This is a genomic window from Conexibacter sp. CPCC 205762, from assembly GCF_030646155.1.
Classification (GTDB): domain Bacteria; phylum Actinomycetota; class Thermoleophilia; order Solirubrobacterales; family Solirubrobacteraceae; genus Conexibacter.
In genome coordinates this window covers 1-20,599 of sequence record NZ_JAUTDN010000016.1, presented here as the reverse complement: position 1 = coordinate 20,599, position 20,599 = coordinate 1, and the positions used below count along the sequence as shown (strand labels likewise).

Here is a 20,599-nt window from a genome sequence, read left to right as displayed (position 1 = left end):
CAGTGTGTCCAGCGGGAACCGCGCATTTCTGACACCGCTTTCCGGTAGCGCCGTTGCGCCTGCGAAGCGGGCGGGCGAGCGGTCGCTACAGCTCGACCGTCAGCGGCTCGGAGGGGGCGTTCGGCACCGCCTCCGGGTGGAGCACATGGGCGAGCAGCTCGAGCCCGTCGACGAGCCGCGGGCCGGGCCGCGAGAAGTAGGCGTTGGCGTCGACGGCGACGACCTCGCCGGCACCGAGCGCGGCCAGCCGGTCGGCGTATCTGAGCGCCTCCGCATGCGCTCTGGCAACGTCGTAGCCGCACTGCATCACGAGCACGACGTCGGGCTCCGCGGCCGCGATCTCGTCCCAGTCGCGCCGCTCCGACCGCTCGCCGGCGAGGCCGAGCACGTCGAAGCCGCCGGCGTACTCGATCAGCTGCGGGGTCCAATGGCCGGCGATGTAGAGCGGGTCGAGCCATTCGAGCGCGGCGACCTTCAACGGCGGCCGGCCGCGGACCGCCAGCCGTACGCGGTCGACCCGCGCCGAGGCATCGGCGATCAGGTCGACGCCCGCGTCTCTGCTGTCGGTCGCCTCCGCGAGCGTGCGGACGTCGCCGAGCACCTCGCCGAAGGTGTGCGGGTCGAGCGAGATCACGTTCGGGCTGGGATCGAGCCGCGCGGCGATCGCGCGCACGTCGTCGTAGGAGACGGCGCAGACCGCGCACAGCGCCTGCGTCACGATCAGGTCAGGTCTGAGCGCGACCAGCGCGGCCTCGTCGAGCTCGTAGATCGCCTCGCCGTGCTGCGTGCGGGCGCGCACGGCGGCGTCGACCTGACCGGGCGTGAGGCCTTCGGGCAGCGTGTCGCGCGTGATCTTCGGCACGCTCCGCGCCGCATCCGGGTAGTCGCACTCGTGGGTGACGCCGACGACGTCGCCGCCTCTGCCGAGCGCGAACAGCAGCTCGGTGGCGGCCGGGACGAGACTCACGATGCGCATGGGAGAAACGATATGCCACGACTGAACGACGAGGAGGTCGCGCAGCGGCTCTCCGGCAGCGACTGGACGCGCGACGGCGACGCGATCGTGCGTGAGACGGAGGTCGCGGACTTCGCCGCCGCGATCGCGCTCGTCAACCGCGTCGCCGCGCTCGCGGAGGCGGCGAACCACCATCCGGACATCCTCGTGCACGGCTGGAACAAGGTTCGGCTGACGCTTTCGACCCACAGCGAGGGCGGTTTGACGGAGGCTGACTTCGCGCTCGCGGCGCAGCTCGACGCCGCGATCGCGGGTGTCTGAGCGTTCCGCGTCAACCCTCCTGAGAGTGCACGAAACCTGAGAGTCCGCTACGTTTCCTTGCGCGCAACCGCACTATCGGCCTGAGAGGAGCCGGCGGTTGGGTGGAGGAGGAGCGTGGTGGGCTAGGTGGGTCCGCCTCGACAACGCAAAAGCGGCCCGCTTGCGCGGGCCGCTTTTGTGCTTCTGGGAGGAGGTGCTGCTGTGAGGTACGTCGCACTCAGGAGTATTGGGCGACCACCTGAACCAGTCTTAAGCTGCGACTGAGAACACTCTCACGTTTCGTTTGCAGCACTTTTCCCATCGCGCGTGTCCTTCTGCTGCCGCGCGCTTCCACGCTGCAGGCGCTGTCCGCCGCCGCGCGCCTCCGCGTCGCGCGCGCCCAACTGGACGCGCGCGGAGCAGCGGCTACTTCGTCCAGTCGATGAAGCCCTTGCCGGTCTTCTTGCCGAGGTCGCCGGCGGCGACCAGCTGCTGGACGCGCGACGGCACCTGCACGCCGATCGCCTCGCCGATCGCCTTCGAGACATCGAGGCCGACGTAGTCGAGCAGCGCCAGCGGGCCCATCGGGTGGCCGGCGCCGAGCTGCATGCACTTGTCGATCGCGGCCGGCTCGAGGCCGGTCTCCTCAAGCAGGTCGACGGCGCTGAAGAGGTAGGGGAACAGCAGCCGGTTGACGACGAAGCCGGCGATGTCCGGCACCTCGACGGCGGTCTTGCCGAGCTTCGCGCACAGCTCGCGCGAGCGCTGCTTGACCTCGTCGGTCGCGTCCGGCGAGTAGACCAGCTCGATCAGGTCCATCTTCGGGACCGGATTGAAGACGTGCAGGCCGACGAACCGCTCCGACTTGCCGGTCTCCTGCGCGAGCGCGGTGACCGACAGCGACGAGGTCGTCGTCGCCAGCACCGAGCTGCCGTTGCTGTGGCGGCCCAGCTCGCTGAGCACGCTGGCCTTCGTCGCGTGGTCCTCCGCGACGGCCTCGACGAGGTAGGTCGCGCCGGCCAGCTCCTCCAGCGACGAGACGATCGTGACGCGGTCGGCCGTGGGCTCCTCGCTCAGCTTCGAGCACCACTTCGCGACCGCCTTGCGGGCGCGGTCGGCGGAGGCGTCCGAGCGGGCCCACAGGAGTACCTCGCCATGCTGTGCCGCCGTCGCCGCCAAGCCGCACGCGATCGCGCCGGATCCTGCGATGCCGAGACGTTCCTCCACGCCCTTGCTCCCTCTTCGATCGAACTCCGTTGAACGTCCTATTGGACGGCGAGAACAGTAGGGAGGAGGAGGATCAAACAGCGCCGGTTCCACCATGCGGAGCGCGCGTTCCCAATCGTGCTAGACCCCGCGCGCCCGGCCGACCTGCACCGATCCCTGGCGCGTTTGCGCTCCCAAAACGACCGTCCGGGTGTCAAAAGCGGCCGCGCGCGGCCGATGTTCGGGGAGTGACGACGACGTCTGCCCCCACGCGCGCGGGCGCAATACTGCGCGAGCTGGCTCCTTTCGTGACCGGGGTCGTGCTGGCGTTCGCACTCGTGCCGATGTCGTCGGTCGGCCAGGACCTGCCGCGCTGGCTGCGGACGATCGTCTTCCTCGCCGCCGCCTGCGCGATCGGCGCCGCCGTCCGCTGGCTCGTCAACTACCTGCGCGCCGGCCAGCACGCGCTCGCCCACGCCCAGCAGCAGTTCCGCACCGCCTTCGAGGACGCGCCGATCGGCATAGCGCTGTTCGACGTCGACGGCCGCTTCACCGAGGTCAACCGCGCGCTCTGCGAGATGGTCGGCAGCGACCGCGAGCGGCTCGTCGGCCTCGGGGTGCTCGACCACGTCGCCCCGGCCGACCGCCCCGAGTCGCTCGCCGCCTTCCGCGAGCTGATGGTCGGCGCCCGCCAGACGTTCCACACCGAGTCGCGGCTGCGGCGCGCCGACGGCAGGGAGATCTGGTGCCAGCTGCGCGCCTCGCTCGTGCGCGACGCCGCCGGCGAGCCGCTCCACTTCATCGCCCAGGTCGAGGACGTCAGCGCCCGCCGCCGCGCGGCCGAGGCGCTGGCCGAGGCGGAGGAGCGCTTCCGTCTCGCCTTCGAGGGCGCGCCGATCGGGATCGCGCTCGCCGACCTCGACGGCCGCTTCCTGCGCGTCAACGACGCGCTCTGCGAGATCACCGGCTACACCGAGGCCGAGCTGCTGGCGGCCAACGTCGACCTGCTCGGCCACTCCGACGCCGCCGACGCCGAGGAGGAGCAGTTCGACCAGCTGATGCGCGGCGAGCTGCGGTCCTACCGGCTCGAGCGGCGGATCATCCACGCGACCGGCCGCTCGGTCTGGGTCAGCCTCTCGGTCTCGCTCGTGCGCGACAGCTCCGGCGTGCCGCGCTACTGCATCAAGCAGTTGGAGGACATCTCCGACCGCAAGCGCTTCGAGGGCCAGCTCGCCTACCTCGCCGACCACGACGCGCTGACCGGCCTCTACAACCGCCGTGCCTTCCAGCGCGAGCTGGAGCAGCGCAGCGCCGCGGGCGGCGACGGCGGCGCGGTCGTCGTGCTCGACCTCGACCACTTCAAGGACATCAACGACACGCTCGGCCACGCCGCCGGCGACGAGGTGATCGTGCGCGTCGCGCGGCTGCTGGCGAAGCGGCTGCGCAAGACCGACGTGCTCGGCCGCCTCGGCGGCGACGAGTTCGCGATGCTGCTCGCGGGCGTCTCGCGGCAGGAGGCCGAGCGCGTCATACACGAGCTGCTGAGAGTCGTGCGCGAGCAGTCGGTCGTCTCCGACAACGGCCACCCGATCGGCCTCACCGCGAGCGCCGGCATCGCGCTGTTCGACGGCGACACGCCGCTGAGCGCGGAGGAGCTGCTCGTCAGCGCCGACATCGCGATGTACGACGCGAAGGAGGCCGGCCGCGACCGTCACGCGATCTCGGTCGAGACCGAGCAGCGCCAGCAGGCGATGACTGACCGGATGGCCTGGTCGCAGCGGATGCGCGACGCGCTCGAGCACGACTCGTTCGTGCTCTTCCAGCAGCCCGTCGTCGACCTCCAGACCGGTCTGCCCAAGAGCCATGAGCTGCTGCTGCGGATGCGCAGCGACGCCGGCGACCTGATCCCGCCGGCCGCCTTCCTGCCGATCGCCGAGCGCTCCGGCCTGATCACCGAGATCGACCGCTGGGTGACCCACCAGGCGATCACGACGATCGCCGAGCAGCGGCTCGCCGGCCGCTCGCTGAAGCTGGCCGTCAACCTCTCCGGCGCCTCGGTCTCCGACCCGGAGCTGCTGGAGATGATCGAGCGAGACCTGGAGGCGATGGCGCCGCCGCGCGGCAGCCTCATCTTCGAGGTGACCGAGACGGCGGCGATCGTCAACGTCGACCGCGCCCGCGCCTTCGCCGCGACGCTCGCCGAGCTGGGCTGCGAGCTGGCGCTCGACGACTTCGGCGCCGGCTTCGGCTCCTTCTACTACCTCAAGCGGCTGCCGTTCGACTACCTCAAGATCGACGGCGACTTCATCCGCCAGCTGACGAGCAGCCACGAGGACCAGCTGGTCGTGCGCGCGATCGTCGAGATCGCGAGAGGTCTCGGCAAGCGCACCGTCGCCGAGTTCGTCGGCGACGTCGAGACGATGGCGCTGCTGCGCGAGCTGGGCGTCGACGACGCGCAGGGCTTCCACATCGGCAGACCGGCGCCGCTGACCGAGCTGTTCGCGCACGACCTCAGAGCGCACGGCCTCAGAGCACCCGCGATCCAGGCGTGAGCGCGGAGGCCGCCCCCGGCGGCGCCTCCAGCACGGCGTGCGCGCGACGACAGGCGCGCAGCCGGCGCGGCGGCACCGCGCGGTCGATCCGCAGCGCGCGGCCGTCGCGGTCGAGCCAGATCAGGTCGAGCGCGAAGCGCATCCCGACGGTGTGGACCGAGCGCGTGCCCGGCAGCAGCAGCGCGGCGCCGTGTGGGGCAGGGAGGCCGGCGAGCCCGCGCAGGCGCGCGAGCGGGGTGACCGCGCGGCGGCCGTGGACAGTGTCCAGCGGCGGCCGCAGTTGCAGCGGCGGGAGACTGCTGAGGCGTGCGTGCATGAGCAGTTAGAGGGCATTCACGCGAAAGTTCGCCCCCTCAGCCACATCGCCGCGCGCACCACAGCGCGCGGCACGCGGCGGCGACGGCCTACGACTCCCAGCGGAAGCCGGTCGCGCTCGGGCGCGGCTGCAGCGGGCTCGCCGGCAGCCCGTCGGCCGGCGGCCAGACGTTGTAGGCGCTCGGGGCGAGGTCGTTCGGCCCGTGGGGGTGGAAGATCGCCGCCAGCAGCTGCGCCTGCCCGCGCCCGACGCCGAGCTCGAACTGCCCGCCGCCGTAGGCGCCGATGTCGTGCTCGGCGCAGTAGTCGTAGCCGGCGCAGAGCCGCTCCAGCCCGCCGAAGCGCGACGGCTTGATGTTCACCATCTTCGGCGGGAAGGCGAGCGACTCGACGTCGGCGATCGAGTGGATCGGCGCGTCCCAGGTGATGCGGTCGCGCTCGCCGGCGAGCGTCTCGACGATGCCGGGCGCGCTCAGGTCGGGATCCTCCAGCCAGGCGCCCGGGAAGGCGTCGGCGACGCGTCTGTACCAGCCCGGCTCGGCCGGCGTGTCGACGACGGTCCCTCTGTACATGCCCTTGTAGTCGAGCGAGTCGATCGCGCCGGTCGCTCTCAACGTCGCGATCACGGCGTCGTCCCAGCCGGGCGAGGCGTCGAGCTTGAAGCGCAGCGACGGGTAGCGCTCCAGCAGCTGCGTGACGCGCTCCGGTCTGGGGTCCTCGCCGAGCGACAGCGACATCACGAACGTCAGCGGCCGCGGCTCCCGCTCCAGCAGCTCGTGCAGTGCTCTGCCGGCCTGGCGCAGCGCCAGGTCGAGCGCCGCCGAGTGGAACGCCCAGCGACGGTAGAGACGCGAGACCTCGCCGTGGACGGGCTCCTCGGGGAAGAGGTCGAGCGCGTCGACGTGGGCGCAGAAGCCGCCCAGCGTCCAGTCGCCCTCCAGCGGCTGGACCGGCCCCGCGGCCTGCAGCTTCTCCTGGTCCTCGGCGTCGTAGACGACGTCCTCGCCGAGGCCCTCATGGCCGCCGCCGTGGAGGTGGATCACCGTCGACTTGCGCGTGAAGCCGGAGGAGACGTCGAGCTGCAGCCCCTCCAGCTCGTAGCCGTCGACGCGCAGCGGCAGCGGCGCGAGCTTCGCGTAGGTGCTCATGCGGCGGATCCTCCCTCGGGGCCGCGCTCGAGGCGCGCGACCAGCTCGTCCAGCTTCAGCTCCTCCAGCCCGCGGCCGACCGCCTCCAGCTCGCCGGCACAGAACTCGACCAGCCGTCTGCCCTCGGCGACCAGCTCCAGCGTCTCGCGCAGGCCGGCCTCGCCGGAGTCGAGCCGGCGGATGATCTCCTCGATCCGCGCGCTCGCGCGCTCGTACGTCTGCTGCTCGGCGGCGCCGGGCTCGTCGCCGCTTCCTTCGATGCCCATCTGCACGCTGCTCATCTTGCCGCATCCTCCACGTCGGCCCGGACGCGACCGTCGTGGAAGCGCAGCTCCAGCGCGCCGCTGGCGCGCGCCTGCTCGGCGGAGGTGACGAGCGCGCCGTCACGGTCCTCGACGAGCGCGTAGCCGCGTTCGAGCGCGCGTGCCGGGTCGTGCGCGGCGAGCGCCAGCCGCAGCCGCTCGAGGTCGCGCGCACGGCGGCTGATGGCGGCGTCGGAGCTGTGGCGCAGCCGTTCGCCGTCGCTGCGCAGCAGCGTCTCGGCGCGCGTGCGCTCCGCGGCGGTGACGTCGCGCTTGCGCCGCAGCACCAGCAGGCGGGTCGCGGTCAGGTCTGCCTCGCGCGCGTTGCGGCGGCGGGCTGCGGCGCGCAGCTCGCGCAGCTGCTGGTGGAGGCGGCGACGGTGGCGCGCTATGTGCTCGGCGGGAGCGCGCGCGAGGCCGGCGAGCGTGCGCGCCCGCTCCAGCACGGCGCGGCGGCCGTGGGCGTCGAGCCGGCGCGTCTCGCGCAGCAGCGCCGCGCGCGCCTGCGCGACGTCGAGCTGCACGGCCGCCTCGGCGGCGTGCGTCGGCGTCGAGCAGCAGACGGCGGCGACGTCGTCGATCAGCGTGCGGTCGGTGTGGTGGCCGACAGAGGCGATCACCGGCACGCGCAGGAGCGCGACGGTGCGGCAGAGCGTCTCGTCGCAGAAGGCGAACAGGTCGGCGAGCGAGCCGCCGCCGCGCGCGACGATCACCACCTCGACCTGCTCGATCGCGGCGAGGTCCCGCAGCGCCTGGGCGATTCTCGGCGCGGCGTGACGATCCTGCACCGGCGCGAACGCCCACACCAGCCGGCCGGCCCAGCCGCGCCGCTTCAGCGCCGCGACGACGTCGTCGCGCGCCTTGCCGGTCTCGCCCGTGACGACGCCGATCGTGCGCGGCAGCAGCGGGCGGGGGAGGTGCTTCTGCGGCTCCAGCAGGCCTTCGGCGGCGAGCATCCGCCGCAGCCGCTCGACCTGCGCCAGCAGATCGCCCTCGCCAGCGATCCGCAGGTCGGTCGCGCGGAACGAGAAGGAGGGCGAGGAGGTTGCGCTGCCGGGGTAGTAGTCGCAGCCGCCGGCGAGCACGACCTGGGCGCCGTCGCTGGGCTCGACGCCGAGCTCGTCGAAGTCGCTGCGCCACATCGCGCACGGCAGCGCGCCACGCGGGTCGCGCAGCTCGAAGTAGACCGTCGTGCGGCTGGTGCGGAAGTTCCACAGCTCGCCGAAGACCTGCACGCGCGCGAAGCCGCGCAGCTGCTGTCTGAGCTTGTCGGCGTAGACGCCGACGGCGAAGGGGCCGGGGAGCGAGCTGCCGGGGATGCCCGCGGGCGGGCCGCTCGCGGCCCCGCGTACGTCGCCGTCGGCGTTCACGACGCCGCCGGCGCCGCGGACGCGCCGACGACCTCGGCCAGCGCCCGCACGGTCGCGGCCTTGTCGGGGCCGCCGGGGACGACGACGAGCGTGTCGGCGCCGATCGCCTCGTAGCGGCGGACGCGCTCGGCGAGCGTGTCGGGCGTCGCGGCGATCGTCGAGATGTCGAGCAGCTCGTCGTCGAGCGCGGCGGCGGCGCCGGCGCGGTCGCCGTCGAGGAACAGCTCCTGGCAGCGGCGGGCGGCGTCGCCATGGCCGTAGGAGGCGGCGAGGTCGACGTAGAAGTTCTTGCCCTTCGCGCCCATCGCGCCGAGGTAGAAGGCGAGCCAGGGGCGGACGTGCGCGCGCGCCTCCTCGACCGTGTCGGCGATCGCGGTCGGCACGACCGGCGCGACGTCGATCTGGTCGATCGTGCGCCCGGCGCCGGCGGCGCCCCTGCGCAGCGGGTCGAGCAGTACGTCGGGGTCGTCCGGGTTGAGCAGGAACGGCAGCCAGCCGTCGGCGAGCGCGCCGGTCTGCTCGACCGCCTTCGGCCCGATCGCGCCGAGGTAGATCGGGATCCGCTGCTGGACCGGCTTGGCGAGCAGCTTCAGCGGGCGGCCGAGGCCGGTCGCGCCGGGCGCCTCGGCCGGCAGCGGCAGCGTCCACTCGGCGCCGTCGTAGGCGACCGTTCTGCGCGCGAGCACCATGCGCACGATCTCGACGTACTCGCGCGTGCGGCCGAGCGGTCTCTTGAAGGCGGTCCCGTACCAGCCCTCGGAGACCTGCGGGCCGGACAGCCCGAGCCCGAGCCGGAAGCGCCCGTCGCTCAAGACGTCGAGCGAGGCGGCGGCCATCGCCGTCGCCGTCGGCTGGCGGGCGGGGATCTGCATCAGGCCCGAGCCGAGCCCGATCCGCTCCGTCTTGCCGGCGAGCAGGCCGAGCACCGAGACGGCGTCCTGCCCCCACGCCTCCGAGATCCAGATCGAGTCGAGCCCGAGCTCGTCGCCAAGCACCGCCAGGTCGACCTGCTCCTGGGGCGTGAACCAGGGCCAGTAGGCGAGAAAGAGTCCGAGCCGCATGCGACCGACCCTATCCGACCGCCCGGCCGCTGGCCGCTGTTCGAACCTGCCGCAGCCAGCGCGCGGCGCGCTTCGCAGCGCGCACGATCCGCTCGCGTGGCGTGCCGTTCGGCCATGCGAAATCGGCGTCCGTCCACATTGGGTTGGGAAGACCGGTCTCGCGCTCGATCACATCGTGGTCGTACTTGGGCGGCAACTGTCGCATCGTTCGAACCTATCCCCTCACGGCGAGATCCGCTACCCAGCAAAGTACTGCAACGCCAATGAAAGCGAAGGCGATTTGCAGAGACGTCGCAATTCGGGCGATCAACGCCTGATTTCGCAGGTGGCTGGCGTCGAGATGGCGTGCAACTGCCCGGTGCGCGGCACCCGGGTCACGAAGACGCGCATCGTGTGCCGCAGCTTCCAAGAGGACGGTCGCGCGCAGTGGATTCTCAACTCGGCGGGGCGGAATCGCGGCAGACAGCGTGATGATCAGAGCGACTGCAAAGGCGGCGAGGGCAGCCCAGGTGAATGGGCCGAGCGAGCCGACAGCAATGGTCGAGCTGGTCAAGAAGGACGCCGCTACGGCGTTGGCCGAGCTGAGCATGACTGCGCGCCCCGCGAGCGCGTGCAGCGTGTCCTGCTGCCGCGCCAGCGCGGCGTTGGCCTGCTCGTAGGCGAGCTGGCTGACGGCGAGCAGCGGGTGGTCGGGCGCGGACGGCATCGCGACCGACTATGGGGCAGGAACGGGCGCCGACGAGTGCCGTCGGCGAAAATTTTGCTGCGCCGTCGCAGTGACGGCGCAGAGTCGTGCGGAAGCGCGGGCGCTACGCCGCGTCGTCGACGCTGGCGAGCGTCTGCATGCCCGGCTGGGCCGGGGTGCCGCGGTTCTCGCCGTGGAAGGCGATCGTCTCGAGGCGGGCCAGCTCGCGCTCGCCCTCGACGCGCGCGGGGTGGTCGGCCGGGAGGCCTCTGATCAGGCGCGCGATGCGCTCGCGCAGCTGCCCGGCGAAGTGGGGGGTGGAGGCGCCCATCAGCTGACGGACGTCATCGACGGTGACCTCGCGCCCGGGGCGCAGGCGGTCGGGGTGCTCGTATCTGCTCACGGCGCGCTCGCTCTGACGGGGGAGATCTCCAGAAGGCTGTCGATCCGCGACTGGACGGGAAGCGATATCGCCGTCTCGTCGCCGATCAGCCAGGCGTGATTGTAAACGCCGCGGACGGGATCGCGCTCGTAGCCGGGCTGGACGTCGAGCAGGTACTCGCCCAGCGGCAGCGGCAGCGTCGCGGCGTCGTCGAGCAGCAGCAGCGGGCCGTATGAGCCGCTCGCCGACAGCGGCGCCGCGGCGGCCGCGTCCGCGGGCCGTCTGTCGTTGGCGAAGACGAGCCCGTGGCCGGGGTCGACGACGCCCCAGCCGAAGCTGCCGTCGCTGTAGCGCGCGAAGGCGATCGCGTTTCTGACCGAGTCCTCGCCGGCGATCCGCGTCACCGTGCCGAGCCCTCTCAGCGCTCTCTCGACTCTCTGGCTGATCACCGGCACCGGGCCCAGCAGGTAGATCCGCGGTCTGCCGTGGCTGCGCAGCGCGGCGAAGGTCGCGCCCGGGACCTCGTCGCGTCTGACGAACAGGATCGGCGTGCCGCTCTTGGCCGCGTAGGCAGCAGCCGGCATCGCGAAGGCCGGATCCTCCATCGAGACGACCATCACGTTGCGCGTCGGTCTGCCGCTCGCGCTCGCCTGGAATCTGTCGATCGCCGCGGCCAGCGCCGCCGGCTCCTCGCCCTCGATCGTCGTCGAGCGCATGCCCGCGGGCGCCGGCGTGTTCGAGCCGACGCGCACGACCTGCATCCCGCCGAGCGACTCGACGCCGGTCGGCGCCAGCGCTCTGAGCGCCTCGTCGCTCGCCTGCGGCAGCGATCTGCCGTCGCTCAGCAGCAGCGGCGCGCGCAGCGGGCTGCTCATCAGCACGGCCGCGGCGAGGCCCGACTGCCAGTCGCCGGCGTCGGCGACCGCGACCGCCGGCGGCTGCGTGTTGGGCGCGCTGCCGGGATAGACGGCGCGCGCGGCGGCGGCGGCGTTGGCGACCGCGTCGGCGCCGCCGACGCGGGTCGTGTTCTTCGTCGCGAAGGCCGGGAAGCCGAGCTGCTCGGTCGCCTCCGGCTGGTCGCCGCTGGAGCCGATCACCGGCGTCGGCGTCTTCTGGGCGGTGCCGTCGTCGTCGCCACCACCGCAGCCGGCGAGCCCGGTCAGCAGGAGCAGCAGCAGACCGGCGAGGGCGAGGCTACGGCGCAACATGCCCCCAGCACGATAGAGCCCCGCCCACCGGCCGGAGCCGGTGGGCGGTGAACGTTCGGTGAAGGCGCCGTGAACGTGCGCCTTCCGACGATCAGGGGTTCTCGTCCGGATCCTGCAGGTTCAGCACGAGCCGGCCGGTCGTCTTGCCGTCCTCGCTGCGGGAGCCGGCGACGATCGATCTGTAGGCCTGGAGGTACGGCAGCGCCTGCTGGAACTCGGGGTCCTGGTCGACGCCGACCGCGCTCAGGAGCGTCAGCAGCGGCTGCGGCACGAGCACGAAGGCGGGGTCGTAGCCGTCGCCGAGCGAGGCGATCGCCGACTTGCCGGGCTCGGTGTCGCCGAGCGTCTCGCTCGGATCGACCGCGTCGCGCGTCGAGGAGACGCCGAGGCCGAGCACAACCTTGTCGTCGCGCGCGATCACGGCGAGCGGCTGCGGGAAGTCCGGGATCCGCACCTGGAAGCCTCTGCCGGCGCCGGTCGTCGGCGTCGTCTGCAGGCCGATCGCGCCGGCGAGCCGCTCCAGTCTCGCCACGAATCTCTCCGAGCCGGCCGCGTCGGTCGAGCCGATCACGATGCCGGCGCTGAGGTCGAGCGGCGAGGTGCCGCCGACGAAGGCGCCGATGCCGCCGAGCCAGCCGAAGACGTCGCGCTCGAGGTCGAGCGCGGTCGCCGCTCTCAGCTGTCTCGCGACCTCGTCGTAGTCGCCCGACTGTCTCAGCTCGTCGAGGAAGGCGTCGCCGAGCGGCGGGATCGCCAGCGCGGCCCAGGCGGCGCCCGGCAGCCCGCCGAGGTCGACCGCGCCGTCGCCGCCCTGCGGGATCTCGGCGGAGGCGGAGGTGAAGTCGACGACGACCTGGTCGGCGCGCGCGGTCACGGCGGCCGTCAGCGGCTCGTTGCCGAGCGTTCTCTCGATCTGCTCCTGCTGCTGCTCGAGCTGAGCGCTCAGGCTCGGGTTCAGCTGCGCCTGCTGTCTGAGCCCCTCCTGGACGGCGTTGACGATCGCGCGCGGCTCCGCGTACGCCCACGCGAGGCGGTCGGAGGGGAGGTCGTCGACGGCATCCTTGAAGCGGCTCTCGTCGGCGAGCGAGCCGCCTCTGGAGGTGTCGATCGCCGCTCTGAGGCCGGTCTCGGTGCCGGCGACGAGGAAGTCGTCGACGAGCGCGCCGCTGGAGCCGTCGTCCTCGACCCAGTAGTCGACGCCCGCGTAGGTTCTTCTCTCGCCGAGTCTGCCTCTGGACTCCTGCTCGTCGAGGAATCTCTCGGCGGCGTCTCTGTCTCTGACGGAGATGACCACCGCGCCGTCGGGGTTCTCGACCTGCTGCGCGGTGTCGATCAGCAGGAAGCCGCCGATCGTGTCGCCCAGGAACGGGTCGATCCGCTTGCTGAAGACGTCTCTCTCGCCATCTTCGGCGAAGCCCTCGTCGAGCAGTCTGCGCAGCTCGCCGCCGGCGTCGGTGACGCGCAGCATCCGGCGCGCGGCCGTCTCGACGCCCTCGGCGACGTCGCCCGAGGGGCGCACGAGCACCTCGCCGTACGCGGTCGCGCTGCTGGGAGCGAGCTTCGCGGGCCCTTCGGTCGGCGACGACGCCGACTCGTCGTCACTGCTGCCGCAGGCGACCGCGAAGGTGGCGCTGAGCGCCACCGCGACGCCCACGGCGAGCGGGCGCATCCGGCGCCTAAAGGAAAGATGAGAGAGAGCCATGCTCGGCATCCTAGGCGTCGTCGGCGACGCCAGACCGCAATACGCGGGAATTTTCACAATCGCTGAGGGTTGACGTAACGCCGCTCGCCTCCCTAGGATGCCCGCCAACGCCGAATCCGGGGCCTGAAGCCCTGGACCGGGGGACCCAAGTCGTTGGGGCGAATCTCACGCAGTCCGGTGGGAGGCGCCGGCTCTTTCCGCGCCAGCCCGACAGCTAACCCCGGAGGCCTACGAAAGAGGAATTCTGTTGCGCGCACGGACCCTGGTCGCGTTGGGTCTCATGACGGTCACGGCCACCTGGGCTCCCGCGGCGAACGCCGCTGAGGCCGGGGGTGCGGGCGTCCCGAGCTCCCAGACGTCGACGAGAGCCGCGAAGGCCAAGAAGGCGAGAAAGGCGAAGAAGAAGTCGCCCGCCCAGGCCCCGCAGGTGCAGGAGTCTCAGCAGCAGCAGGGCAGCGCCGCAGGTGGCGCCGGCCTCGACAGCGTCGCCCCCGCCGACGCGCGCCCGACGGTTCCCGGCAGCCGCGCCGTCCTCAGAGGCGGCATCGCCTACGCCCCGGCGGCCGCGCCGCCGGAGGTCCAGGAGGCGGTCTGGGCAGCGAACGAACTGCTCGACAAGCCGTACATCTACGGCGGCGGCCACCAGAGCTTCAGAGCGGCCGGCTACGACTGCTCCGGCACGGTCTCCTACGCGCTTCACGGCGCCGACCTGCTCGACAGCCCGCTCGACTCGTCCAGCTTCATGTCATGGGGCGATGCCGGCAAGGGCACGTGGATCACGGTCTACACCAACCCCGGCCACGCCTTCGTGATCATCGCCGGCCTGCGGCTCGACACGAGCGGCCCGGGCGAGGAGGGGCCGCGCTGGCGCCCCGGCAGATGGTCGACGCGCGGCTTCAAGGCGCGCCACCCCGAGAACTACTGAGCGTCGGTCGCACGGTCTGCCGCCCTTCGGCGGAAGGCCGCGCTCGATAGGCTTGACGCTGTGACTACCGACCCTGCCAGAGGAGGATCCTGATGGCCGGCTTGTCCGGGCGCTTCTCCACCGTCGTCAAGGCGAAGATCTCCAAGATGCTCGACAAAGCCGAGGATCCGTCGGAGACGCTGGAGTACAGCTACCAGAAGCAGATGGAGCTGCTGCAGAACGTGAAGAAGGGCCTCGCGGACGTCGTCACGTCCAAGAAGCGCCTTCAGCTCCAGTCGCAGAAGATGGAGCAGCAGGTGGTCAAGCTCGACACGCAGGCGCGTCAGGCGCTGGCGGCGGGCAACGAGCCGCTGGCGCGCACCGCGCTGGAGCGCAAGGCCGCGATCCAGGGTGAGCTGCAGGGCCTCGACACGCAGATCGCCGAGCTCGAGCAGCAGCAGCAGTCGATGGTCGACAACCAGGCCAAGCTGCAGTCGAAGATCGAGAACTTCCGCACCAAGAAGGAAGTCGTCAAGGCGCAGTACTCGGCGGCCGAGGCGCAGGTGCGGATCTCCGAGGCGGCGACGGGCGTCGGCGAGGAGATGGCCGACGTCGGCCTCGCGATGCAGCGCGCGCTCGACAAGACCGAGAACATGCGCGCTCGCGCGCAGGCGGTCGACGAGCTGGAGAGAGCGGGTGCCTTCGAGGACCTGACCGAGCTCGGCTCCGGCACCGACGACATCGACCGTCAGCTGGCGGCGCTCGGCGCCGGTGGCGCGGTCGACAACGAGCTGGAGAAGCTGAAGGCGGAGCTGTCGGGCGGCAGCGCCCCGGCTCCCGAGCTGAGCGCGGGCGACGCGCCCGCCGCGGGCGGCGACGCCGGCGCGAGCACGGAGAAGCCGGCATGATCGTGCGCATCTCGGGCGAGGGCCAGTGGAGGCTCGCCGACGACGCCGCGGATCGCCTCAACCAGCTCGACAACGACGCGGTCGCGGCCGCGGAGGCCGAGGACGAGGCCCGCTTCACGGAGCTGTTCAGCCAGATCGTCGCGTTCGTCCGCGCCGAGGGCACGCCGCTGGAGGCCGACGAGCTGCACGGCTCCGACGTGATCATCCCGCCGGCCGACACCTCCTACGAAGAGGCGCGCCACGAGTTCACCGGCGAGGGCCTGATCCCCGGCTGACAGCCGCAACACCTGAGATGTGCCGAGCGCCGGTCCGAGAGGGCCGGCGCTCGTCGTTTCAGCGGCTCAGATCGGGATGCCCCAGAGCGGGAACCAACGCTCCAGCTCGGCCTCGATCGGCAGCTCGGCGCCGACCTGCGCCTTCAGCCGCAGCTCGGCCTCGCTGTTGCGCTGCTGGGCGCCGCCGGCGGGGACGAAGGGGTAGAAGGCGCCGCGCTTGTAGTTGTAGATCCAGTAGAGCGGTCTGCCGTCGGCGCCCTCGAAGGCGAACACGGCGCAGAGGATGCGGTCGCCGTAGCCGCCGGCCTCGAGCGCGCCGCTGACGGCGTTGATGCCGACGACGAGGTCGTCGAAGTCCTTGTCCTTGAGGACGATCCAGCGGTACTGGTACTCGTCGTCGCGCGACTCGACCTCGGTGTCGGAGTCGCCCGAGATGCCCTGGACGACCTCGATCATGTCTCTCACGATGCCGTCGAAGTCGGCGGTCGCGAGCGGCTGGAAGACGATCCCGGCGAGGCCGCGGGTTCTGATCCCCAGCTCGATCTCGAACTTGATGTTCGCGGTCGTCATCGCGAACAGGCGGTCCGGCGCCGGTCTCGCCAGTCTGCGCTTGCCGGTGAGGATGTCGAAGAGGCCCATGGAGGCGAACCCTACGCGGCGCCCTGGAGCTGCGCCTCGAGGCGGCTCAGCGCGGCGATCCGCTTCTCCATCGGCGGGTGGGTCGAGAACAGGTTCATCAGCGAGTTCTTCGCGTGCGGCGGGAAGATGTAGAAGGCCGCCAGCTCCTCCGAGGCGCGCAGGTCGCGCTGGGGGATGCGGTCCATCGTGCCGGAGATTCTCATCAGCGCCGAGGCGAGCGCGCTCGGGCGGCCGGTGATGATCGCGGCGCCGCGGTCGGCGGCGAACTCGCGGTAGCGCGAGAGCGCCTGCAGCAGCAGGAACGAGAGGATGTAGACGCCGATCGAGACGAGGATCACGACGAAGAAGCCGGGGCCGTCGTCATCGTCGTCGCCGCCACCGCCGAAGAGGAAGCCGAACTGGACGATGTAGGAGGCGATCGCGGCGAAGAAGCTGGCGATCGTCATCACCATCACATCGCGGTTCTGCACGTGCGTCAGCTCGTGCGCCATCACGCCCTCCAGCTCGGCGGGCGAGAGCAGCTCCATGATCCCGGTCGTCGCGCAGACGGTCGCCTTCTTCGGCGAGCGGCCGATCGCGAAGGCGTTCGGCATCGGCGTGTTGGCGACGGCGACGCGCGGCTTGGGCAGGTTCGCCTGCACGCACAGGCGCTCGACCATCGCGTGCAGCTGCGGCGCCTCCTGCGGCGTCACCTCGCGGGCGCCCATCGCGTGCAGCGCGAGCTTGTCGGAGGCGAAGAACTGCACCGCCAGCAGGCCGCCGACGATGATCAGCAGCGGCAGCGCGTTGGCGGCGACGATCACGCCGATCAGCACGGCGTAGACGAGGCCGAGCAGGAACAACGTCATCGTCATCCGGACCTGGAGCCCGGTGTCCTTGCCGAAATTCGATGGGCGGGGCATTGCGGCGATCCTCCTGAAGTGCAGGTCGCAGCTCATGATCGCAGGTCCGCATCAGGCGCTCCTAAGCGCCGCGGTGCCTACACGGGGCCGCGCGCGGCCTACGGCTCGCCCCACGCCAGCCGGCTGGCGGGGTGCGACTCGGCGCCGAAGACGTCGTCGAGCAGCGGCGAGGGGTCCTCGACGCCGAAGCGGCTGCGGAGGTGCTCGTCGACATCGGCGCGGGAGGCGCCGCCGACGGCCATCTCGATCGCGACGAGGCGGGCGGCGTTCGTCAGCTCGCCGGTCGGCGCGGGAGCGGCGGTGGGCGTGGGCGCGGCGGGGGCGGGCGGCTGGGCGACGCGCAGCGGCGCCGGCTCCGGGGGCGCGGCGGCACGCGACCAGGTCGGCCGTGGCGCTGCCGCCGGCGGCGCGGCCGGCTCGTGCGCGGGGAAGGGGTCGGCGACGCGCGGGTCGCGCGTGGCGAAGGCGTCGTCCTCGAGCGGCTCGCGCGGCGCCGCGGGGCGCGGCGCGGCGAAGGCGTCGTCCTCGAACGGCTCGCGCGGGGTCGCTGAGCGCGGCGCGCCGAGCGCGTCGTCCGCGAACGGCTCGCGTGGGGCGGACGGGGCGGCGAAGGCGTCGTCCTCGAACGGCTCGCGCGCGGCGGCGGGGCGCGGGGGCGCGGCGGGCTCGGGCGCGGGCCATGGCGTGCGCGGCAGTGCGCCGCTCAGCTCCTGCTCGTCGCGCTGCAGCTCCTCGTTGAGCGCGGCGGCGGCGTCGGACAGCTGGTCGGCGAGGCGGCGGGCGGCGCCGGAGAGCGACTCCAGCCGCGCGGCGCGGGCGGCCGCCTCGGCATCGACCCGCAGGCGCGCGGCGGCGAGGTAGCGGTCGATCTCCTCCTCGGCCGTGCGGCGGCGCTGCTCGATCGTCCGCTCGACGGCGCGCGCCTCGCGCTCGGCCGCGTGCACGATCGACTCGATCTGGGCGCTGAGATCGCCGCCGATCGAGCCGTGCGAACGACGGTAGTCACGGTCAGGTGCCATCGACCTGGCGAGGTTACACACGCGCGTGCGGCAACCAAAAGGGTGAAATGGGAATTTCTGCAACTTCTGGACCAATGTCGCAGCGCGCACGCGCCGTTGCTACCCTGAGCTGCGTCGAAACCCCTGCAAACCGCCGCAGGGCTGGTCGCCAGGCAGTTCCATAACTGTGACCCCGGGCTTGGTGTCCGGCGACGGCCGTACCTAGACTCGCCCGCTGCATGCGCCTCCGCCTCCTGCTCGTCACTCTTCTGCTGCCCCTGGTCGTCTGGGTCATGCTGCCGGTCGTCTCCGGCGCAGACTCGCAGGACGACGTCGACCGGCTGCAGGGCCGCATCGAGCAGAAGCAGGGTCAGCTCGACCAGGTGCGCGGCAGAGCGCGCGTGCTCACCAGTGACATCACCGCGCTGACGAAGAGAATCGACAGCCTGCAGGGCAACGTCGACGTGCTGCAGTCCAGACAGGACCAGATCCAGGGCCAGCTCGACGACAAGCGCCGCGAGCTGGCGACCACCCAGGAGGACCTGCGCGACGTGCGCGCCCGCCTGGCGAGACTGAGAACCCGCCTCGACTCGGCGCGCAGAACGCTCGCCGCCCGCCTCGTCGAGCTCTACAAGTCCGACGAGCCCGACATGGTCAGCGTCGTGCTCTCCTCCGACGGCTTCGCGGAGCTGCTGGAGAACGGCGCCTACCTGCAGCGGATCGGCGAGCAGGACAAGACGATCATCACCGCCGTCAGAGACGCCAAGGCCGAGGCGGCGACCGAGACGAGACGGCTCGACACGCTCGAGAGAAGACAGCAGTCGATCGCCGACGAGATCTACCAGCGCCGCAACGAGGTCGCCCGCGCCCGCATCGCGGTCGAGAGAAAGCGTGACGCGATCGACCGCGTCCGCGGCGACCGCCGCGCGCTGCTCGGCACCGTGCGCGAGCGCGCCGGCCACCTGAACGAGGACATCAGAGGCCTGCAGGCGCAGCAGGACAAGATCCAGAAGCGCATCCAGGCCGCGCAGAACCCCTCCTCGACGGCAACCAGCGGCGGCCAGGTCGCCGGCAACGGGCGCTTCATCTGGCCGGTCAACGGCCCGATCACCTCGCCCTTCTGCGAGGCGCGCTCGTGGGAGAACTGCCACCCCGGCATCGACATCGGCGTCGGCGAGGGCACGCCGATCCACGCCGGCGGCAGCGGCACCGTGATCATGGCCGGCTACAACGGCGGCTACGGCAACTACACCTGCATCGACCACGGCGGCGGCGTCTCGACCTGTTATGCCCACCAGTCGGTCATCCAGGTCAGCGTCGGCCAGCACGTCAACCAGGGCCAGGTCATCGGCCTCTCCGGCAACACCGGCTTCTCGTTCGGCCCGCACCTGCACTTCGAAGTGCGCATCAACGGCGCCGTCACGCAGCCGCTGAACTACCTCGGCTGACCGCCCGCGGCGGCGGCGCTGTAGCCTTCGGCGAGTGCTGAAATCGGTCGACGTCTTCGGGCTGCAGCTGCAGACCTTCGGGATCTTCTTCGCACTCAACTTCCTCTGCTGGGCGGCGGTCATAGCGCGCCGGCTGAAGGAGTTGGGCAAGCCGGTCGACTGGGCCTACGAGATCCTCTTCGTCGCGCTGATCGGCGGTCTCGTCGGCGCGCGCGGCTACTTCCTGCTGCAGAACTGGGACGAGGTCAAGGACGACGTCTTCGGCAACCTCTTCAGCGGCGCCGGGCTGATCTGGTACGGCGGCCTGATCGGCGGCGTCGTCGCCGTGCTGATCTGGGCCAAGTGGCGCAACTTCTTCTCGCTCGCGCTGACCGATATGGCGGCGATAGGCCTGCCGCTCGGCTACGCGATCGGCCGCATCGGCTGCCAGGTCTCCGGCGACGGCGACTACGGCAAGGCCTCCGACCTGCCGTGGGCGATGGGCTATCCGCACGGCTCGGTGCCGACCGACCCGGGTGTCGAGGTGCAGCCGACGCCGATCTACGAGACGCTGACGATGGGGCTGCTCGCGTTCGTGCTGTGGAACCTGCGCGACCGCTTCAAGCCGGGCACGCTGTTCGGCATCTACCTGATCGGCGCCGGCGTCGAGCGGTTCCTGGTCGAGTTCGCGCGTCGCAACGACAGCGTCGTCGGCTTCATGACGGCGGCGCAGGTCGAGAGCCTGATCATGTTCGTGCTCGGCGTCGTCTGGCTGCTGGTGATGCGCGCGCGCAACGGCGGCTCCTTCGTCGCTGACGAGCCGCCGGCCAGAAGACCGGCGAAGCCGGCCAGAGGCCGCCGCCCGGCGACCGCCTGACGGGCCCGCGGCGCGCGCGAGCGCCGCTTGGACGCGCGGAGGAGGAGACGGAGCGGCGACGTGCCGCGACTGCGTGCGAACCACCCCAATCCTGCTCATCGGAGGAGGGCGCTGTCAGCAACCTGACGCACTCTTATCCTGTTTGTCGCATTACCGTCGATCGTCTGGGTATCGAAACGGGATTCGAGCGGCGGGGGAGCAGGATGCGGGCGACACGAGCCTATATCGCGGGAATCGGGACGACGGGAGCGCTGCTGGCGGCGGCGGCGTGCATCTTCGCGATCGCCTCGGCGATCGTCGCCTACAGCGCCTGGCCGGCCGACCACTTCGCGCAGCGCAGCGGGTCGGTCGTCGCGCCTGACGGGCTGCGGCTCGCCGGCGCGGGGCCGTTGTCGGGCGCCGGCGAGCCGCTGTTCGCGTCCGCGCTGCCGGCCGGCGCCGCGGCGGCGGCCGGCGCGGGCGGGGCGGGAGCCGGTGCGGGCG

At 71.8% G+C, this 20,599-nt stretch carries 23 protein-coding genes and 1 riboswitch; of the genes, 8 read left to right on the top strand and 15 right to left on the bottom strand.

Annotated features, from left to right (window positions below; all coding sequences use genetic code 11):
* Positions 1-85 precede the first annotated feature (85 nt).
* Positions 86-976 carry a cobalamin-binding protein gene (locus Q7L73_RS14120; protein ID WP_304691871.1) on the bottom strand — a complete coding sequence of 297 codons (891 nt, stop codon included), beginning with the start codon at positions 974-976 and terminating at the stop codon, positions 86-88.
* A gap of 12 nt (positions 977-988) precedes the next feature.
* Here Q7L73_RS14120 and Q7L73_RS14115 point away from each other — a divergent pair, with 12 nt between their 5' ends.
* Entirely contained in the window at positions 989-1,276 is a 288-nt protein-coding gene (locus Q7L73_RS14115; protein WP_304691870.1) for a 4a-hydroxytetrahydrobiopterin dehydratase, read from the top strand.
* Between the two features lie 405 nt (positions 1,277-1,681).
* Here Q7L73_RS14115 and Q7L73_RS14110 read toward each other — a convergent pair whose 3' ends face one another.
* Positions 1,682-2,482, bottom strand: a complete 801-nt coding sequence (locus tag Q7L73_RS14110) for a 3-hydroxyacyl-CoA dehydrogenase family protein (protein WP_304691869.1) — start codon at positions 2,480-2,482, stop codon at positions 1,682-1,684.
* Between the two features lie 287 nt (positions 2,483-2,769).
* Between Q7L73_RS14110 and Q7L73_RS14105 the strand changes: the two genes are divergently transcribed.
* A complete protein-coding gene (locus Q7L73_RS14105; RefSeq protein ID WP_304691868.1) occupies positions 2,770-5,013 on the top strand; it encodes a bifunctional diguanylate cyclase/phosphodiesterase in 2,244 nt (747 codons plus the stop codon).
* Here Q7L73_RS14105 and Q7L73_RS14100 read toward each other — a convergent pair.
* The 10 genes from Q7L73_RS14100 to Q7L73_RS14055 all read right to left on the bottom strand — a co-directional run bounded on the left by Q7L73_RS14100 (position 4,988) and on the right by Q7L73_RS14055 (position 13,153).
* Positions 4,988-5,329 carry a DUF192 domain-containing protein gene (locus Q7L73_RS14100; RefSeq protein WP_304691867.1) on the bottom strand — a complete coding sequence of 114 codons (342 nt, stop codon included), beginning with the start codon at positions 5,327-5,329 and terminating at the stop codon, positions 4,988-4,990. The genes Q7L73_RS14105 and Q7L73_RS14100 overlap by 26 nt on opposite strands.
* An 88-nt stretch (positions 5,330-5,417) precedes the next feature.
* Positions 5,418-6,476 carry a hypothetical protein gene (locus tag Q7L73_RS14095; protein WP_304691866.1) on the bottom strand — a complete coding sequence of 353 codons (1,059 nt, stop codon included), beginning with the start codon at positions 6,474-6,476 and terminating at the stop codon, positions 5,418-5,420.
* The gene (gene xseB / locus Q7L73_RS14090; RefSeq protein WP_304691865.1) at positions 6,473-6,757 is read right to left on the bottom strand and encodes an exodeoxyribonuclease VII small subunit; all 285 of its coding nucleotides are present in this window, start codon (positions 6,755-6,757) and stop codon (positions 6,473-6,475) included. The genes Q7L73_RS14095 and xseB overlap by 4 nt, the downstream gene beginning before the upstream one ends.
* Positions 6,754-8,148, bottom strand: coding sequence for an exodeoxyribonuclease VII large subunit (gene xseA / locus Q7L73_RS14085; protein WP_304691864.1), 1,395 nt, complete (start codon positions 8,146-8,148; stop codon positions 6,754-6,756). The genes xseB and xseA overlap by 4 nt, the downstream gene beginning before the upstream one ends.
* Complete coding sequence (locus tag Q7L73_RS14080; RefSeq protein WP_304691863.1) at positions 8,145-9,209, bottom strand: LLM class F420-dependent oxidoreductase; 1,065 nt, start codon at positions 9,207-9,209, stop codon at positions 8,145-8,147. The genes xseA and Q7L73_RS14080 overlap by 4 nt, the downstream gene beginning before the upstream one ends.
* 10 nt (positions 9,210-9,219) lie before the next feature.
* The gene (locus Q7L73_RS14075; RefSeq protein WP_304691862.1) at positions 9,220-9,414 is read right to left on the bottom strand and encodes a hypothetical protein; all 195 of its coding nucleotides are present in this window, start codon (positions 9,412-9,414) and stop codon (positions 9,220-9,222) included.
* Between the two features lie 9 nt (positions 9,415-9,423).
* Positions 9,424-9,915, bottom strand: a complete 492-nt coding sequence (locus Q7L73_RS14070; protein WP_304691861.1) for a hypothetical protein — start codon at positions 9,913-9,915, stop codon at positions 9,424-9,426.
* 103 nt (positions 9,916-10,018) lie between these two features.
* Positions 10,019-10,297 (bottom strand): hypothetical protein, encoded by a 279-nt coding sequence (locus Q7L73_RS14065; protein WP_304691860.1) that lies wholly within the window; start codon positions 10,295-10,297, stop codon positions 10,019-10,021.
* On the bottom strand, positions 10,294-11,484 hold the full coding sequence (locus tag Q7L73_RS14060) for a cell wall-binding repeat-containing protein (protein ID WP_304691859.1): 1,191 nt from the start codon (positions 11,482-11,484) through the stop codon (positions 10,294-10,296). Before Q7L73_RS14060 ends, Q7L73_RS14065 begins: the two co-directional genes overlap by 4 nt.
* A 91-nt stretch (positions 11,485-11,575) precedes the next feature.
* Positions 11,576-13,153, bottom strand: a complete 1,578-nt coding sequence (locus Q7L73_RS14055) for a DUF3352 domain-containing protein (protein WP_304691858.1) — start codon at positions 13,151-13,153, stop codon at positions 11,576-11,578.
* A gap of 131 nt (positions 13,154-13,284) precedes the next feature.
* A riboswitch (cyclic di-AMP (ydaO/yuaA leader) is annotated at positions 13,285-13,430 on the top strand.
* Between the two features lie 36 nt (positions 13,431-13,466).
* Between Q7L73_RS14055 and Q7L73_RS14050 the strand changes: the two genes are divergently transcribed.
* The 3 genes from Q7L73_RS14050 to Q7L73_RS14040 all read left to right on the top strand — a co-directional run bounded on the left by Q7L73_RS14050 (position 13,467) and on the right by Q7L73_RS14040 (position 15,273).
* Positions 13,467-14,111 (top strand): hypothetical protein, encoded by a 645-nt coding sequence (locus tag Q7L73_RS14050; RefSeq protein WP_304691857.1) that lies wholly within the window; start codon positions 13,467-13,469, stop codon positions 14,109-14,111.
* A gap of 92 nt (positions 14,112-14,203) precedes the next feature.
* Entirely contained in the window at positions 14,204-14,998 is a 795-nt protein-coding gene (locus tag Q7L73_RS14045; protein WP_304691856.1) for a PspA/IM30 family protein, read from the top strand.
* On the top strand, positions 14,995-15,273 hold the full coding sequence (locus Q7L73_RS14040) for a hypothetical protein (RefSeq protein WP_304691855.1): 279 nt from the start codon (positions 14,995-14,997) through the stop codon (positions 15,271-15,273). The genes Q7L73_RS14045 and Q7L73_RS14040 overlap by 4 nt, the downstream gene beginning before the upstream one ends.
* A gap of 66 nt (positions 15,274-15,339) precedes the next feature.
* Here Q7L73_RS14040 and Q7L73_RS14035 read toward each other — a convergent pair whose 3' ends face one another.
* The 3 genes from Q7L73_RS14035 to Q7L73_RS14025 all read right to left on the bottom strand — a co-directional run bounded on the left by Q7L73_RS14035 (position 15,340) and on the right by Q7L73_RS14025 (position 17,833).
* Positions 15,340-15,912, bottom strand: coding sequence for a hypothetical protein (locus Q7L73_RS14035; protein ID WP_304691854.1), 573 nt, complete (start codon positions 15,910-15,912; stop codon positions 15,340-15,342).
* 11 nt (positions 15,913-15,923) lie between these two features.
* Positions 15,924-16,814: a zinc metalloprotease HtpX gene (gene htpX / locus Q7L73_RS14030; RefSeq protein ID WP_304691853.1), complete on the bottom strand. Its 891-nt coding sequence runs from the start codon at positions 16,812-16,814 to the stop codon at positions 15,924-15,926.
* 98 nt (positions 16,815-16,912) lie between these two features.
* The gene (locus Q7L73_RS14025; protein ID WP_304715577.1) at positions 16,913-17,833 is read right to left on the bottom strand and encodes a hypothetical protein; all 921 of its coding nucleotides are present in this window, start codon (positions 17,831-17,833) and stop codon (positions 16,913-16,915) included.
* A 218-nt stretch (positions 17,834-18,051) separates the two neighbouring features.
* Here Q7L73_RS14025 and Q7L73_RS14020 point away from each other — a divergent pair, with 218 nt between their 5' ends.
* The 3 genes from Q7L73_RS14020 to Q7L73_RS14010 form a co-directional block, all read left to right on the top strand.
* Positions 18,052-19,260, top strand: coding sequence for a murein hydrolase activator EnvC (locus Q7L73_RS14020; RefSeq protein WP_304696305.1), 1,209 nt, complete (start codon positions 18,052-18,054; stop codon positions 19,258-19,260).
* 34 nt (positions 19,261-19,294) lie between these two features.
* The gene (locus tag Q7L73_RS14015; protein WP_304696307.1) at positions 19,295-20,116 is read left to right on the top strand and encodes a prolipoprotein diacylglyceryl transferase; all 822 of its coding nucleotides are present in this window, start codon (positions 19,295-19,297) and stop codon (positions 20,114-20,116) included.
* A 203-nt stretch (positions 20,117-20,319) separates the two neighbouring features.
* Positions 20,320-20,599 (top strand): hypothetical protein (locus tag Q7L73_RS14010; RefSeq protein WP_304715575.1); only part of this gene is annotated, 280 nt, incomplete at its 3' end.